Genomic DNA, 15,593 nt, shown 5'->3' with positions numbered 1-15,593 from the left:
AGTTCTTGCCGTCCCGTTCATTTGCCGGCCTGTATCCATGCCCTTTTTGAATTCCACCTTCGCCCGATCGTCGCTGCTCATGCTTCTGGTCGGGGGCGGCGTCCTTGTGGCGATCGTGTTGTCATCGTTCTTTTTGGCCACGACGACGCAGGTCTATTTCCAGGACGTGGTGAAACTGCGCGAGCTTCGAGGCGCTGCGGCGGACATGCAGCTTTTCCTGCGGGCTGCCGAATCCGGGCAGCGTGGTTTCGTGCTGACGCAGGATTCCGAATTCCTGATGCCCTATACGACGGCGAGCGCGGTCATTCCGCGGTTGCGCGAGCGACTGAAGAAGGCTGCCGACGATCTGGACGCCGTGCGCGTTCCATTTGCCCAGCTCGACCCGCTGATCGACGACAAGCTCGCCGAGATGCAGTCGACGGTGGCGATGGTGCAGAAGGGAAATGCCGTCGGGGCGATCGAAGTCATCCGGGGCGCCTATGGGCGGCAGCTGATGGAAGGCATCACGACGATCCTCGGCAAGCTGATCGGCGACATGGACGGGCGGATCGGGATCGGCGTCGACGACCTCAATGATTCGGCTTCGGCGTTGCAATGGATCACCATCGGCGGCGGCCTGATGATCATCCTCGTCATCGGCGGCGCGATCGTGATCGTTGGCCAGCATGTCCATGAGCTTCAGCGGGCGCGCTCGGAGGTCGAGGAGCTCAATGCCGGTCTCGAGGAGCGCGTCAACGAGCGCTCCGAGGATCTGATCCAAGCCAATCGCGAAATCCAGCGTTATGCCTATATCGTCTCGCACGACCTGCGCGCGCCGCTGGTCAACATCATGGGTTTCACCAGCGAACTCGATGCGAGCCTCAAGTCGATCAGCACCTATGTGCTGGCCGACGGGACGCCGCTGTCTGAAGCCGACGTGAACGACGCCCGCATCGCCGTCGAGCAGGACCTGCCGGAGGCCATCGCCTTCATCCGCTCCTCCACCAGGAAGATGGACGGGCTGATCAACGCGATCCTGAAGATTTCCCGCGACGGACGGCGCGAACTGAAGCCGGAGAGGATCGATCTCGGGGAGCTTGTCGAAGCGACCGCCGCCAGCATCTACCATCAGGTCAGCGAAGCGGGCGGCGAGGTGAATATTTCGGTCGCCCAGGCGCGGAGCCTTATTACCGACCGATTTTCGATGGAACAGGTTTTCGGCAATCTCTTCGACAACGCGGTGAAATACAAACATCCGGATCGTCCGCTGAACCTTTCCGTCAAGGCAATGCCGATCGGGCGGGCCGCGATGAGAATAGAGGTTGCAGACAATGGCCGGGGCATCGCTCCGGAGGATCACGAGAGGGTTTTCGAGCTTTTCCGCCGCTCGGGCGTTCAGGACCAGCAGGGAGAGGGTATAGGTCTGGCGCATGTGCGTTCATTAGTCAGAAATTTAGGCGGTGAGATTACGGTGACGTCCACTTTGGGCGGCGGGACGACGTTCGTCATCCGGTTGCCGACGGATTTGTCCCATTATGTCAGGAGTAGCGGGTCATGAAGGCTGCCGGTAAAGAAGTCACCATCGTGATGATCGAGGACGATGAAGGCCATGCGCGCCTGATCGAGAAGAACGTTCGTCGCGCCGGCGTCAACAATGAGATCGTTCCTTTTACCAACGGCAATGCGGCTCTCGACTTTATCCTCGGCGCGGACCGTTCCGGAAACTCCAATCAGGATCGCCATCTGCTGATCCTCCTCGACCTCAACCTGCCGGACATGTCGGGTGTTGACATCCTCGAGAAGGTGAAGTCCAACCCACACTCCAAGCGTCTGCCGGTGGTCATCCTCACGACCACGGACGATGAGCGGGAGATCCAGCGCTGCTACGATCTCGGCGCCAACGTCTACATCACCAAGCCGGTGGACTACGACAATTTTGCGCATGCCATCCGACAGCTCGGGCTGTTCTTTGCCGTGATGCAGATACCCGGACAATAACGAGACGCGATGCCGCAAACCATACTCTATGTCGATGACGATCTCGCGCTTGCCAGATTGGCGGAACGGCACTTCGGGCGGGCCGGCTACCAGGTCGTCCATGCCGTCAACGCGGTATCGGCAATGGAGGCGGTCGAAAAAGGCGGTATCGACGCGATCGTCCTCGACCACTATCTGAGGACCGAAACCGGGCTCGACATCCTTCACAAGCTGAAAGACCAGGGCTCGGCCATCCCCGTGATCTACGTCACCGGTTCCAGCGACGCGACGATCGCCATCGACGCGCTGAAGAACGGCGCCTCCGACTATGTCATCAAGACAGTGGGCGAGGAATTCTGGCCGCTGATGGAGAGCGCGATCGCGCAAGGGATCGCCAATGCCGAACTGCGGCGTGCCCAGGAAAAGGCCGAGCAGGAGATCCGCCTCGGCAAGGAACGCGCCGAGGTTCTGCTCGCCGAGGTGAACCACCGCGTCGCCAACAGCCTGGCGCTGGTTGCGGCACTCATCCGCCTGCAGGTTTCCAGCAGCAAGAGCGACGACGTCAAGGCAGCCCTTTCGGAGACGCAGGCGCGCATCAGCGCGATCGCCGGCATGCATCGCAGCCTCTACACGTCCGACGACGTCCGGCATGTGGAGATGGACAAATATCTCGGCACGCTGGTGCGCGAGGTGCAGGGCTCCGTCAACGACGACCAGGGGCCGTCGATCCGCCTCGATGCCGAACCGTTGTCGCTGACCTCAGACCGCGCCGTCTCGGTCGGCATGATCGTCACGGAGCTGCTCACCAACGCGCTGAAATACGCCTATCCGGCCGGCACCGAGGGTGAAGTGCGGGTGCTCCTCAAACGCCAGGACGAGGGCAGCGCGCTTCTCGCCGTCGAGGACGACGGGATCGGCTGGCGCGAGGGCGATACGCCCAAGGGCACCGGTCTCGGCAGCCGCATCGTCAAATCCATGGCCGCGACGCTCGGCTCGACGATCCACTACGTTCCTTCCTCTTCCGGCACCCGCGCCGAACTGACGGTCAGCCTTCAGTAGGTCCTGCCCGGAACGACTGCCGCGTTTCTGCCACGGTTGTGGCCCTTCATTTTGTTCCAACCATTGCAATGCCCGCATGGCGACCCTATGATTTCCGGGATGCGCGTGAGGTGCATAGCTCCGAGAACCGGTCCCGGTTTTCCGAACTGTGCGTGAGACGTCGCGACGAGGCGCCTCTGGCGCCATCGTATGGATGCGGGCCGTTCTTCGGAGCGGCACATTCGTTTCGCGTGCAGGCATATTGTTCCAATCAAAGAGATTCTCTTGTTAACCGAAATACTCATCGTCATCGCCCTCACCGTTTTGAACGGTGTCCTCGCGATGTCGGAACTTGCCGTCGTCTCCTCCCGCCCGGTGCGGCTCCGGATCATGGCGGAGCAGGGTAACCGCGGCGCAGCGACAGCCATACGGCTCGCGGAAGATCCCGGCCGCTTCCTTTCCTCCGTCCAGATCGGCATCACGCTGGTCGGCGTGCTCTCCGGCGCGTTCTCAGGCGCCACGCTCGGCGCCCGGCTGACCACCTGGCTGGAAGCGCAGGGCATGGCCGACAACCTGGCCGACTGGCTGGGCGTCGGCACCGTCGTCGTTTTCATCACCTATCTGTCGCTGATCGTCGGCGAACTGGTGCCGAAGCAGATCGCGCTGCGGGCGCCGGAAGCGGTTGCCGCCCGTGTCGCGCCCGCCATGAAGATGCTTGCGACCGTCGGCGCCCCGATCGTCTGGTTCCTCGATGTCTCCGGCCGGCTGGTTCTGACCGTGCTCGGCCAGCGGGGCGAGCAGGGCGATCGCGTCACCGACGAGGAAATCCGTACCGTGCTTGCCGAAGCCCAGAGCGCCGGCGTGATCGAGACGGAAGAATCCGCGATGATCTCCGGCGTCATGCGGCTTGCCGACCGCACCGCCCGCGGCCTGATGACGCCGCGCCGGGATGTCGAGGTCATCGACATCGAAGACAATTCGGATGAAATCCGCGAGCAGCTGCGCGCCACGCAGCGCTCCCGCCTGCCGATCCGCAACGGCAGTTCGGACGAGATCCTCGGCACGCTGTTCGTCAAGGACGCCTATGATTTCATCGCCGGCGGCAAGATGCTGGATATCCGCGGCGTCATGCGCGAGGCGCCCGTCGTCTCCGACCTCACCGGCGCGCTCGACGTCATCCAGGCGCTGCGCAAGGCGCCGGCCCATATGGTGCTCGTCTATGACGAATACGGCCATTTCGAAGGCATCATCACCTCAGGCGACATCCTCGAGGCGATCACCGGCGTCTTCCAGGAGGAAGAGGACGAAGAACCTGCGATCGTTTCGCGCGACGACGGTTCTTTCCTGATCGCCGGCTGGATGCCGGTCGACGAGTTCTCCGACCAGATGGGTTTTTCGCTCGGCGACGATCCCGGCTACGAGACGGTCGCGGGCTTCGTGCTCGACGAGATGAAGCGCCTGCCGGAACTCGGCGAGAGTTTCACCAAGAACGGCTGGATCTTCGAGGTGATCGACCTCGATGGCCGCCGCATCGACAAGCTGCTGGTCAGGCGGTCGGACAGGGTATGACGGACGTCCTGAAGACCAAGGCGGAGCTTCGTGCCGGGCGGCTTGCCGCGCGGGACGCCATTCCGCCGGTCGAGCGCATCGAGAAGAGCCTGGCCATCGCGTCGCATGGGGCCGAGGCAATCAGCCTCGACGCCGGCGCGATCGTTTCGGGCTTCCTGCCGATCCGCTCGGAAGTCGACGTGCGGCCGCTGATGGCGCATCTCAGGGACCGCAGCGCGCGGCTCTGCGTGCCGGTCATTCTCGACAAGAAGACGATCGTCTTCCGCGAACTGGTGCGCGGCGCCGAATTGGTGCCGGGCGTGTTCGGCACGTTCGGCCCGGGGCCGGATGCAGCGGAACTCGAGCCGCAGGTGATGCTGGTGCCGCTCTCGGCCTTCGATGCCGGAGGGCACCGGATCGGCTATGGCGGCGGTTATTATGACCGGGCGATCCACCGCCTGCAGCAAAAAGGCCTGAACCCGACGCTGATCGGGATTGCCTTCGACTGCCAGGAAGTGGCATCAGTTCCCGTTGAACCTCATGATATCAGACTAGACGCTGTCCTGACGGAGAGCGGGTACCGGCCCTTCCAAGACATGGGCCGCGCACAGATTGGATAAGAATGCGCCTTTTGTTCCTGGGTGACATGGTGGGCAAGACCGGCCGCGTGGCGGTGTGGGAAAAGCTGCCCGGCCTCGTCGCCGACCTCAATCTCGATTTCGTCATCGTCAACGGCGAGAACGCCGCCGGCGGCTTCGGCATTACCGAGGATATCTTTCTCGAGACGATCAATGCCGGCGCCGACGTGGTGACCACCGGCAACCATGTCTGGGACCAGAAGGAGGCGGTGAGTTTTGCCGGCCGCCACGAGCAGTTCCTGCGCCCCGCCAACTATCCCGCCGGCACGCCGGGCAAGGGATCCGGCATCTTCTACGCCCGCAACGGCGCGCGCATTCTGGTCGCCAACATCATGGGCCGGGTGTTTATGCATCCCGAGCTCGACGATCCCTTCAAGAGCGCCGAGACGATCCTTGCCGCTGCTCCCCTGAAGGAACAGGCGGACGCGATCATCTTCGACTTCCATGCGGAGGCGACCAGCGAAAAGCAATGCTTCGGGCATTTCGTCGACGGCCGCGCCAGCCTCGTGGTCGGCACCCACACGCATGTGCCGACGGCCGATTGCCAGATCCTCAACGGCGGCACCGGCTACATGTCGGATGCCGGCATGTGCGGCGATTACGATTCATCGCTCGGCATGGACAAGGAAGAACCGCTCAACCGCTTCATCTCGAAAATGCCGAAAGGCCGTTTCGAGGCGGCAACCGGACCTGCGACCATCTGCGGCCTCGGCATCGAGATTTCCGATACGACAGGCCTTGCGGAGAAGATCGAGCCGCTCCGGATCGGGCCGCGGCTTGCGGAGACGATCCCGTCCTTCTGGCGGTAACAGATGCGGACTCTGGAAGTCGGGTATCTTCAGAACGCGCGGCATATGCCCGAAAATGTCAGCACACAATCACTTCGAGATACTCGGGTGAGGCGAAATCCAGCATGACTGCATCGCGGGTTATGATGGGGATTTTCTTAATCCGTGCGGTGGCGATCAGGTAGCAATGTCCTGGGTCCTTATGCCCGGTATCCATCACAACAGCCGCCGCTTCGCAGGCGATCCGTTGTCTGATTGGAACAATTTTCGTCCCCGTCGCCGCGACGGCCCTCGAAAACCATTTGGACGGCGACTTCGCGTCCAGATTTGGCGGATCTCTGTGTGCTGGTTTGCGGGAGGCGATCGCCAACTCCCAGGCCGTAATTGGCGATACGTAAAGCGTTCCCGCCGCTTGGTTGTCGGCGATCGCGATGAGAGCTTCTTCCGACAGCGTCTCGACAGCTGTGACCAGCCAGTAAAAGGTATGGGTATCGAGCAGCGCGCCCGGCAAGATCAGCTCTTCACGGAGGGCTTGCGCAACTTGGACGAGTCACCTTCGAGGGCTTGTTCAGCAATTGGCTTTGTGAGGTCGACGCTCTTCTTTATAGGCAGCTGCGACGACTTCATTGAATCAGCACCACGCACTTCGACAAAGCGACCGCTGTGTGAATCGCGTACCACCCACCTGCCAGTCGATTCTCGTTTGAGTTCTGCCTTTGTCATGGCCCTTTACATAGCGCGAAATCGTCGCTAGTGCGAGTCCAGTAGAGGTGTTGATCAGAGATCCTGGTTGCATTGAGTGGAGACTACTATGCTTCCGACGTTCAGCTAAGTTTCTGCTGGGCGCAAAAGCCATTCTTCGAGCTCCGCAGTTGTTGTTACCCCGCCATCGAGCACCGCCTCGTAGACAAGTGCGCTCGGGGCAGGCTTGCCGCCTTTCGGCGCGGTTGCGGCGAGCTTGGCCTTGATGACGAGGATCGTTTTCCGCACCTCGTCGGTCAAGCGGGGCAGCAGCGTCTTCAGATGTTTCAGGTCGGGCTGGCGGTCCGGCTCGTCGATGAACCAGATGTCGAGATTCCAGTCCTCGCCCGTGTCCGTCCGGTAGGTGAGGCCAAGATAGAGGCCGTCCGGGTAGTTTTGCGGTTCGACGTTCCAGAGGCCGCTGTCGTTGCGGTAGCGCATGGCGCCGACGCGGCTGTCGAGCATCAGTTCGCCGGCGATCTCGGCGACGGTTCGGCGGGCGGCTGGGTCGAGCCTTTCGCAGACCACGGTGATGTCGATATCGCGGCGGACCATGAGGCCGAGCGCCGAGCTTCCGACCCGCACCGGATTACCCGCCAAACGCAAGGCATCCTCGAGGCCGAGGGCGCCGACGATCGCATCCGCCTGCGCTTGCAGTTCGGCCTGCTTTTTCAAAATGCCCGACATGGTCTTCTCCGCTTGGATCTTCCCCGACGACGGAAGATTTACGTCAGATATTAAGCTTATGGCGTCAATAGCGCCCTTGATCGGGGCCTCCCGCAGACATGCTCTTTGACATTTGCCCTGCAAATAAGTAGGAACGGCGCAAGTTCGGCTGCGAGTGTTGCAGCCACAGCGCTTTGCGCGCGAAAATCCGAAAGACAGATTTAGATGACCGATTACAACGGCGCCGTCCCGGCGATCGCCAAGGCGTTGGCGAAACGGGGCTATGTAACGCTGACCCCCGTCCAGAAATCCATGCTCGACCCGGCTCTCATCCATTCCGATGCGCTGGTTTCGGCGCAGACCGGTTCGGGCAAGACCGTTGCCTTCGGCCTTGCAATCGCACCGACATTGCTTGGCGAAGCGGAAAAGTTCGGCCCGGCGCGGCAGCCTTTGGCGCTCGTCATTGCGCCCACCCGCGAACTGGCGATGCAGGTTACCCGCGAGCTGGAATGGCTTTACGAGATGACCGGCGCGGTCATCACCAGCTGCGTCGGCGGCATGGACATCCGCAGCGAACGGCGCGCGCTCGAGCGCGGCGCCCATATCGTCGTCGGCACGCCCGGCCGTCTCTGCGACCATATCCGCCGCAACGCGCTCGACATGTCGGCCCTCAAGGTCGCGGTGCTCGACGAAGCGGACGAGATGCTCGATCTCGGTTTCCGCGAGGATCTGGAATTCATCCTGGAATCGGCGCCCGACGATCGCCGGACGCTGATGTTCTCGGCAACCGTTCCGGCCGCGATCGCCAAGCTTGCCAAGAGCTACCAGCGCGACGCGGTCCGCATCGCCACCTCGGCGGAAGAAAAGCAGCATGTCGATATCGAATACCGCGCGCTCGCCGTCGCATCGGCCGACCGCGAAAATGCGATCATCAACGTGCTTCGTTATTACGAGTCGACCAACGCGATCGTGTTCTGTTCGACCCGCGCTGCGGTCAACCATCTGACGGCGCGGTTCAACAACCGCAATTTCGCCGTCGTGGCTCTCTCCGGCGAGCTGACGCAGAACGAGCGGACCCATGCGCTGCAGGCGATGCGCGATGGCCGTGCCCGCGTCTGCATTGCGACCGACGTCGCCGCCCGCGGCATCGACCTGCCGGGCCTCGACCTCGTCATCCATGCCGACCTGCCGACCAATCCGGAAACGCTGCTTCACCGCAGCGGCCGCACCGGACGTGCCGGACGCAAGGGCATCAGCGCTCTGATCGTGCCGGTCAATGCCCGCCGCAAGGCCGAGCGCCTGCTCGGGGGCGCGGGCATTTCCGCCACCTGGGCTCGTCCGCCGTCTGCCGAAGAGGTCATGCGGCGCGACGACGAGCGTCTGCTGGCCGACCCGATCTTCAGCGAAAATCCGCGCGAGGAAGAGCAGGATCTCGTCGCCAAGCTGGTCGAGAGCCACGGCGCGGAAAAGCTGGCGGCCGCGTTCGTCAGTCTCTACCGCACCAAATATTCAGCGCCCGAGGATCTGATCGAGATCTCGGTGCAGCAGGATGCCCGCAAGCCGCGCGAGCGCGCCGGCGGCGAAGGTGACTTCCCGATGACCCCGCGCCCGTCGCGCGACGAATTCGGCCCGGCCGTGTGGTTCTCGCTGTCGGTCGGCCGCAAGCAGAATGCCGAGCCGCGCTGGCTGATCCCGATGCTCTGCCGCAACGGCAACGTCACCAAGCGGGAAATCGGCGCGATCAAGATGCAGCAGGACGAAACCTTCGTCGAGATCGCCGCCGATCACGCCGACGCCTTCATGCAGGCGGTCGGCAAGGACAAGGCGCTGGAGCGCGGCATCCGCGTCACCCGGTTGACCAGCGCCCCGGACCTCAGCCGTCCCGCGGCGCCGGCCAAGCCTTATGCCAAGAAGTCCTATGACGACCGTCCGAAGGAGCCTCGTGGCGACGACTGGGCGAAGGGCAAGCCGCGGAAGAACACCTCCAACGCGGCCGGTCCGGGCGGCCCCAGGGCAGCCGAAGCGCGTGGCGACGGAAAGCCTTTCAGCAAGGATGCCAAGCCTTTCAACAAGGACGCCAAACCCTTCAAGAAAGACGACAAGCCTTTCAAGAAGAAGGACAAGCCGAAATTGGCCAACAGCAGCAATTTCGAGCGCCGGAAGTAAGCTGGACGCTGCGCAAATCCTGTCTGGGGTGATGCTGCGTCACCGGCCGGAATGCTGGACGTTCAATGAAATCAGGGGCGGCCCGAAGCCGCCCCTTTGTCGTTCGGAAGGGGTCGTTTCAGAGGGTCTCTTCGAACAGCGTCAGCAGGCGCTTGAAGTGGCGCTCGGAACCGTCCTTGTCGTAGATGCTGTGGTCCGGCACCGTCCAGCCATGCGCCATGCCGACATAGTTCTCGACGATATGGTCGATGCCGCCGGTGCGAAACGCTTCGGCGAGCCGGGCCGACTGCTCCGGCGGAAAGCTGTTGTCGACGCCGGCGACGCCGACATAGACGCGTGCCTTGATCCGGTCCGCCAGCCGGTGCGGGCTGTCTTCGGCGTCGCTTGCGAGATTGCCGCCATGGAAGCTGGCGGCCGCCTTGATGCGCTCCGGATAACGGGCTGCGGCGGTGATTGCCCGGCCGCCGCCCATGCAATAACCCACGGCGCCGATCGCGCCGGTGGCGCCTTCGGAGGTCAACGCTTCGATGAAGGCTTCTCCGTCCTCGGCGGTGAGAGGCTGGGAGTTGGCGCGCATCAGGCCCATCAGCTGCGCCCTGGTGGCTTCTTCGCTGAAGGCCGTCTTCGCATCGAACGGGCCGTAGGCGCCCGAGCGATAGAATAGGTCCGGAACGAGCACGGTATAACCGGCATCGGCGATGCGCTGGCCCATCCAGTAGAGGGCTTCGCGCGGGCCGAAGGCATCCATGTAGAGGATGGCGCCCTTGTCCGTGGCAGCGCCGTTCGCAGGCTTGATGACGGCGGCCTTGGCCGTACCGTCCTTGGTCTTGATCTCAATGTCATGCTTCATGAAATATCCTCTCGCTCTTCCGACCGGACGCCGGCGAGCTTATGTCGGGGCGTTGCCGCGGCTTTTCAATGATCAACTCCATGACCTCCGCCAATGACAGAATTGTGAGACCGGACGCGGCGATTGCGGCTGGACCGGCCTTTCGCATTGCCGCATGTTTTCGCCGGGAATGAGCATGAACGCAGTTCTTTGGGATCAGCATGATGCTACGGGCTCTCGCACTCGGTCTTTCCGGCCTCCTCCTGTCCGCTTTCGCAGCGCTCGCCCAGGACGGCCTGCCCATCAGCCAATGCCAGGCGATCGCGCAAAAGCTGCCCGGCGTCACCTTCGCAAGCTTCAGCCCCTCCGACCTGCAGCTCGTTCAGGCGAGGAGGAACCTGGCGCTGGCCGAGAGGGAAGAGGTGAAGATCACCTTTGTCGGCCATTCCACCTATTTTATCGAAACCCCTGAAGGGATCGGCATCGCCACCGACTATAGCGGCGCCTATCGACCGTCGCGGCTGCCGGATGTCGCGACCATGAACAAGGCCCATTCCACCCACTACACGCTCAGCCCCGATCCCGGCATAAAGCACGTCCTGCACGGCTGGAGCGATGTTCCGGGCGAAAAGGCGCAGCATCGCGTCATGGTGGGGGATGTCTATGTCCGCAACGTCGTGTCTGATATCCGCAACTGGGGCGGCGGCATCGAGGAAAACGGCAATTCGATCTTCATCTTCGAGGTCGCGGGCCTCTGCATCGGCCATCTCGGCCACCTGCATTTCGAGCTGAACGAGGCGCAGTATACAGAGATCGGCCGGCTCGACATCCTGATGGTGCCGGTCGACGGCGGCCTGACGATGGGGGCGGACAGCATGAGCCGGGTCGTGCAGCGGCTGCGCTCGTCGCTCATCCTGCCGATGCATCGCTGGGGGCCGCCGCTCGACAATTTCATCGCCATGTTCGACGCCAAGTTCGACATCGCCTATGCCAAGGAACCGACGATCCGGGTGTCGATGCGCAGCCTGCCGAAAAAGCCGACGATACTGGTGCCGCAGGGGCTGTGATCGCCCCTGCGGCCTTGTTCCGGTTCAATGGAATTGCGGGAAGGCCAAGTGCTGCTTGACGCCGACATCCGGCATCTTCTCGTCCTTCAGGTTGGCCTTGGCGATTTCCCAGCCGAATTTCAACGTGCTGTCGGTGGAAGCCCAGATTTCCGCGTCATCGACCCGGAAGGCGAGCAGGGTCAGCAGCGGGTCTTCCTTGCCGCGCTCGTACCAGGCCGAGGTTACGGCGCTCCAGTATTCGTCGATCTTGGCGCGGTCGTTACGGATCTCCAGCGTGCCGGAAAGGCAGGCGTGGTAATCGTGGTTCTTGCCGACGACGCAGAAATGGGCGCGGCTGCCGGCGCGGATGGCGCGTACCAGGTCCGTGTCGGCCTTGGTGAAGAACCAGATCGTGCTCGATTTCGGATCGGCGTTCGGTGCCATCGGCTGGAAATGCATATGCGAGCCCTCGATCCCGAGCATGCCGGCATGGATGTTGTTGATCTCGTCCCAGAGCTGGCGTTCGGGCGCTTCGCGGGCTTCGGTAAGGCTTGCCATCGATTGTCTCCTTGTTGTTCGTCTCGGTGAACAAACGGCAAGGCTTTGGCTTTGTTCCTGGCCTTGTCGGCGGGGCGGCATCAGGAAAAGCCTCGCCTTACCCTGGAATGCCCTTGAACGGCTCAGGCTTCGAAATTATAAGGCGCCATTCCAGAACGAGTTCCAGAACAAGCTAAAGTGTCAGGGGTGCCATGGCTGGCCATTCACAGTTCAAAAACATCATGCACCGCAAGGGCAAGCAGGATTCGATCCGGTCGAAGATGTTTTCCAAGCTTGCGCGCGAAATCACCGTCGCCGCCAAGACGGGTCTGCCTGATCCGACCATGAACGCGGCATTGCGCCTGGCGATCCAGAACGCCAAGGCTCAGTCGATGCCGAAGGACAATATCGACCGGGCGATCAAGAAGGCTGCCGGCGCGGATGCGGAAAACTACGATTCCGTCCGTTACGAAGGTTACGGCCCGGGCGGCACCGCCGTCATCGTCGAGGCGCTCACCGACAACCGCAACCGCACGGCCTCCAACGTCCGCTCGATCTTCACCAAGGCCGGCGGCGTGCTTGGTGAAACCGGCTCGGTTTCCTTCTCCTTCGACCATGTCGGCGAAATCACCTACAAGGCGAGCGTCGGCGATGCGGACAAGGTGATGGAAGCGGCGATCGAGGCCGGTGCCGACGACGTGACCACCGACGAGGACGGCCACACGATCATCTGCGCTTTCGAAAGCCTCGGCGAAGTGTCGAAGGCGCTCGAAGCGACGCTCGGCCAGGCCGAAACGGTCAAGGTGATCTGGCGGCCGCAGAACACGATCGAGGTGGACGAGGAGAAGGCGCAGTCGCTGCTGAAACTCATCGACAACCTGGAAGACGACGACGACGTGCAGAGCGTCTATTCGAACTTCGAGGTTTCCGAAGAGGTCATGGCCAAGCTTTCGGCCTGATCCATTCTCGACCGGACAGTTTTGAAGGCGGGCTGGCATGACCAGCCCGCCTTTGTTTTATGCCTGGACTTTTTCCATCATCGGCAGCGTGGCGAACAATTCGACCGAGCGCAGCCGTGCGTCGACATCGTGGATCGGCATCGAGATGATCAATTCGTCGGCGCCGGTTTCTCCCAGGAAATCCCTGAGCTTTGCCTCGACCGTCGCAACGGAGCCGACCGCTGCGTAACGCAGCGTGTGCTCGACGTTCATCTTCTCCATCGGCGTCCAGAAACCTTCCATGCTGTCGACGGGTTTCGGGAACCGGGTGCGGACGTTCTTGCGCAGATTGACGAACTGCTGCTGCGACGAGGTGAAGGCGCGCTCAGCTTCGGCATCGGTTTCTGCGGCGACGCCCATGACGCCGACCATCATGTAGGGCTTGTCGAGTTGGAGAGACGGCTTAAAACGGTCGCGGTAGATCGAGATCGCTTCCATCAGCATGTCAGGCGCGAAATGCGAGGCAAACGCATAGGGCAGGCCGAGGGCGGCTGCGAGATGGGCGCTGTAGACGCTCGATCCGAGCAGCCAGATCGGCACATGCGCATCCATGCCCGGGACGGCGAGCAGGCTCTGGTCCTTTTCGGGCGTGCCGAGCAGGCGCTGCAGTTCCAGAATGTCGTGCGGAAAGCTTTCGGCGCCGGCATCGAGATTGCGGCGAAGGGCGCTCGCGGTGCGCATATCGGTTCCGGGCGCCCGCCCAAGACCGAGATCGACGCGGCCGGGCAACAGCGCTTCCAGCGTGCCGAACTGTTCGGCGATGACGAGAGGAGAGTGGTTGGGCAGCATGATGCCGCCGGAGCCGACGCGGATGGTCTTGGTGGCGGCGCCCACATGGGCGATGACGATCGCGGTTGCGGCACTGGCAATGCCCGGCATGCCGTGGTGCTCGGCAAGCCAGACGCGTTTGTAGCCCTGCTCCTCGGCCTTGATCGCCAGGCGGCGGGACTGGTCGAGCGCATCGCTCACGGAATAACCTTCACCGACGGGTGAAAGATCGAGAATGGAAAAGGGGATCATCGGCGCGTCCTGAAGGCGGAATAACTGACAGGGTGTTCCAGTTATCTAGGCAGCCTCGTCCAGGAATACGACCCTGCGGCCGACAGAAAAAGAAGCGCCCGGAAAAGGCGCGCAGCGGAGCCCCGGCATCACGATTTGACCAGCCGCAGGTGCGAGCCGGGTTTTGCGGGTTTGAGGCTCTCCGGTACCGCCACTCCCTCTGCGTGGAGGATCGTGACGGGCGTGAAGCGCCCTGCCTGATGGTCGATCGCGCCGATATCGCGGTTCATGCGGCCGAGCTTTGTCGTCAGCGCATCCAGCGCGCCGATCTGGTCGCGGCTCGCCCTGGCAAGCGTCGTCATCGTGGTCCTGACGGCTGCGACCGCTTCGATCTCCTTGCCCGAGCTTGCCGCGAGTGCCGCCGCGTGATCGTGCAAGGCATCCGCGTAGATCGTCATCGCATCCAGTTCTCCGCCCGCGTTCTCGACAGACCTGCCGCCGAGTTCGGCCGCTTCCGCCGACCTTCGGGACAGGCCGGAGATTTCCTTGGCCACCTCGGCGGCCCGCTCGGCAAGTCCGCGGATTTCCTCGGCCACGGTCTTGAAGTCGGTCTCGGCCTCACTCGGATGGGCCGCTTCGAGGCCGGCGTTGAGGGCGAGCATATTGGCCTGGAAGGCGATCTCGCGGATCGTCGCGGTGGCGGGCTCTATTCTGAGCGACGCCTTGCGGATCGCCTCCATCGCCGCCGTTGCGGCTTCTATCATCTCCTTCGGCGGGCGCATGTCGAGCCGGGCGTTGTTGGCGATCTCGGCCGCGTGCTGGGCCTCCATCTTTCGCACCCTCAGCGTTTCGGCAAGCTTGCCGACATCCGCAGCGGTCTTGGCGATGGTTGCCGTCAGCCGGCCACCGGCCTCGGCGGTTTTCGCCAGTTCGTCGCGAGCCTCGGCGCACTCCGTGTGGAGGCCGTGGGCGCAACTGCCGATCATGCCGAGCACGTCCTCCAGGATCGTCAGGGCATGGTTGAAATCCGCACGCAGGCCCTCGTACCTGTCGGGGAACGGCATATCGATCCGGACGGTCAGATCGCCGACCGCCAGGCGCCGAAGGCCGCCGTCGAGCGCTTCGACCACTGTCCTCAGGTCGCGTGCCTCCTCTCCGGTGGCCTCAAGATCGCGCATGCGGGCTTGCGCCGCCTCCGCCTCTTGCCGCTCGCGCGCTTCTTCGTCCTTGACGAGCCGGGTGAGATGATTGCGGCAAAGCTGCTCCAGCGCCCGGGAGATCGAGCCGATTTCATCGGTGCGGGCCAGATGTTCGCGTGGCACCGCCGTCTTGCCGGCGGCGACCTCCGAGACGGTTCCCGCGATGGTGCGCAGCGGATTGATGAGTGCCCCGGCAAGGGAAATGGTGACGAGGGTCAGCGTTATCAGCGACGCGGCGATGCCCAGCATCTCGAAAGGCGTCAGCTCGTCGGCGACGTAAAAGAGGAGCCCCGCGAGAATCCCATTCTGCGCCAGCACAAGCCCGATCACCTTGACGGATAGGGAATGATGTCTGCCTGTCATGGCTGCCTCCTCACATTGCGTCCAAGCCGCGATTTGCAACGCGCGAGGCGCTGGGGCGTTGCCAACCGGCGACCCGAAAGG

Annotated in this window: 15 protein-coding genes; 9 read left to right on the top strand and 6 right to left on the bottom strand. The window is 62.9% G+C overall.

Annotation, left to right across the window (positions count from 1 at the left end; all coding sequences use genetic code 11):
- The first annotated feature begins 37 nt into the window (after window positions 1–37).
- The 6 genes from ACSQ3G_RS14145 (at window position 38) to ACSQ3G_RS14120 (ending at window position 5,989) form a co-directional block, all read left to right on the top strand.
- The gene (locus tag ACSQ3G_RS14145) at window positions 38–1,537 is read left to right on the top strand and encodes a sensor histidine kinase (protein WP_436110484.1); all 1,500 of its coding nucleotides are present in this window, start codon (window positions 38–40) and stop codon (window positions 1,535–1,537) included.
- Entirely contained in the window at window positions 1,534–1,977 is a 444-nt protein-coding gene (locus ACSQ3G_RS14140; protein WP_105434681.1) for a response regulator, read from the top strand. The genes ACSQ3G_RS14145 and ACSQ3G_RS14140 overlap by 4 nt, the downstream gene beginning before the upstream one ends.
- A gap of 9 nt (window positions 1,978–1,986) precedes the next feature.
- Window positions 1,987–3,015, top strand: coding sequence for a sensor histidine kinase (locus ACSQ3G_RS14135; RefSeq protein WP_436110483.1), 1,029 nt, complete (start codon window positions 1,987–1,989; stop codon window positions 3,013–3,015).
- A 264-nt stretch (window positions 3,016–3,279) separates the two neighbouring features.
- On the top strand, window positions 3,280–4,563 hold the full coding sequence (locus ACSQ3G_RS14130; RefSeq protein ID WP_436110482.1) for a hemolysin family protein: 1,284 nt from the start codon (window positions 3,280–3,282) through the stop codon (window positions 4,561–4,563).
- Entirely contained in the window at window positions 4,560–5,162 is a 603-nt protein-coding gene (locus ACSQ3G_RS14125; RefSeq protein WP_436110481.1) for a 5-formyltetrahydrofolate cyclo-ligase, read from the top strand. The genes ACSQ3G_RS14130 and ACSQ3G_RS14125 overlap by 4 nt, the downstream gene beginning before the upstream one ends.
- Window positions 5,163–5,164: 2 nt before the next feature.
- Window positions 5,165–5,989: a TIGR00282 family metallophosphoesterase gene (locus ACSQ3G_RS14120; RefSeq protein WP_024164006.1), complete on the top strand. Its 825-nt coding sequence runs from the start codon at window positions 5,165–5,167 to the stop codon at window positions 5,987–5,989.
- Between the two features lie 58 nt (window positions 5,990–6,047).
- On the opposite strand, the gene ACSQ3G_RS14115 is transcribed toward ACSQ3G_RS14120, so the two are convergent.
- Together ACSQ3G_RS14115 and ACSQ3G_RS14110 are read right to left on the bottom strand one after the other, a co-directional pair.
- The gene (locus ACSQ3G_RS14115) at window positions 6,048–6,479 is read right to left on the bottom strand and encodes a type II toxin-antitoxin system VapC family toxin (protein WP_436110480.1); all 432 of its coding nucleotides are present in this window, start codon (window positions 6,477–6,479) and stop codon (window positions 6,048–6,050) included.
- Window positions 6,480–6,796: 317 nt separating this feature from the next.
- On the bottom strand, window positions 6,797–7,396 hold the full coding sequence (locus ACSQ3G_RS14110; protein ID WP_436110479.1) for a hypothetical protein: 600 nt from the start codon (window positions 7,394–7,396) through the stop codon (window positions 6,797–6,799).
- A 204-nt stretch (window positions 7,397–7,600) separates the two neighbouring features.
- Here ACSQ3G_RS14110 and ACSQ3G_RS14105 point away from each other — a divergent pair, with 204 nt between their 5' ends.
- Window positions 7,601–9,541, top strand: coding sequence for a DEAD/DEAH box helicase (locus tag ACSQ3G_RS14105; protein ID WP_436110478.1), 1,941 nt, complete (start codon window positions 7,601–7,603; stop codon window positions 9,539–9,541).
- A gap of 118 nt (window positions 9,542–9,659) precedes the next feature.
- Here the strand turns inward: ACSQ3G_RS14105 and ACSQ3G_RS14100 are convergent, their stop codons facing one another.
- Window positions 9,660–10,391: a dienelactone hydrolase family protein gene (locus ACSQ3G_RS14100; protein ID WP_436110477.1), complete on the bottom strand. Its 732-nt coding sequence runs from the start codon at window positions 10,389–10,391 to the stop codon at window positions 9,660–9,662.
- A 200-nt stretch (window positions 10,392–10,591) separates the two neighbouring features.
- Between ACSQ3G_RS14100 and ACSQ3G_RS14095 the strand changes: the two genes are divergently transcribed.
- The gene (locus tag ACSQ3G_RS14095) at window positions 10,592–11,437 is read left to right on the top strand and encodes an MBL fold metallo-hydrolase (RefSeq protein ID WP_436110476.1); all 846 of its coding nucleotides are present in this window, start codon (window positions 10,592–10,594) and stop codon (window positions 11,435–11,437) included.
- A 24-nt stretch (window positions 11,438–11,461) separates the two neighbouring features.
- Here ACSQ3G_RS14095 and ACSQ3G_RS14090 read toward each other — a convergent pair whose 3' ends face one another.
- Entirely contained in the window at window positions 11,462–11,974 is a 513-nt protein-coding gene (locus ACSQ3G_RS14090; protein ID WP_105400235.1) for a pyridoxamine 5'-phosphate oxidase family protein, read from the bottom strand.
- Between the two features lie 191 nt (window positions 11,975–12,165).
- Between ACSQ3G_RS14090 and ACSQ3G_RS14085 the strand changes: the two genes are divergently transcribed.
- Complete coding sequence (locus ACSQ3G_RS14085; RefSeq protein WP_105400236.1) at window positions 12,166–12,912, top strand: YebC/PmpR family DNA-binding transcriptional regulator; 747 nt, start codon at window positions 12,166–12,168, stop codon at window positions 12,910–12,912.
- 57 nt (window positions 12,913–12,969) lie between these two features.
- Here the strand turns inward: ACSQ3G_RS14085 and ACSQ3G_RS14080 are convergent, their stop codons facing one another.
- Window positions 12,970–13,971, bottom strand: a complete 1,002-nt coding sequence (locus ACSQ3G_RS14080; RefSeq protein ID WP_436110475.1) for an LLM class flavin-dependent oxidoreductase — start codon at window positions 13,969–13,971, stop codon at window positions 12,970–12,972.
- A 128-nt stretch (window positions 13,972–14,099) separates the two neighbouring features.
- On the bottom strand, window positions 14,100–15,512 hold the full coding sequence (locus ACSQ3G_RS14075) for a methyl-accepting chemotaxis protein (protein ID WP_436110474.1): 1,413 nt from the start codon (window positions 15,510–15,512) through the stop codon (window positions 14,100–14,102).
- Between the last annotated feature and the right edge of the window lie 81 nt (window positions 15,513–15,593).

The sequence above is a fragment of the Neorhizobium tomejilense genome, from assembly GCF_964254135.1.
GTDB lineage: Bacteria > Pseudomonadota > Alphaproteobacteria > Rhizobiales > Rhizobiaceae > Neorhizobium > Neorhizobium tomejilense.
Note: the sequence above shows the minus strand (reverse complement) of the source record. Positions and strands in the feature narration are given on the sequence as shown.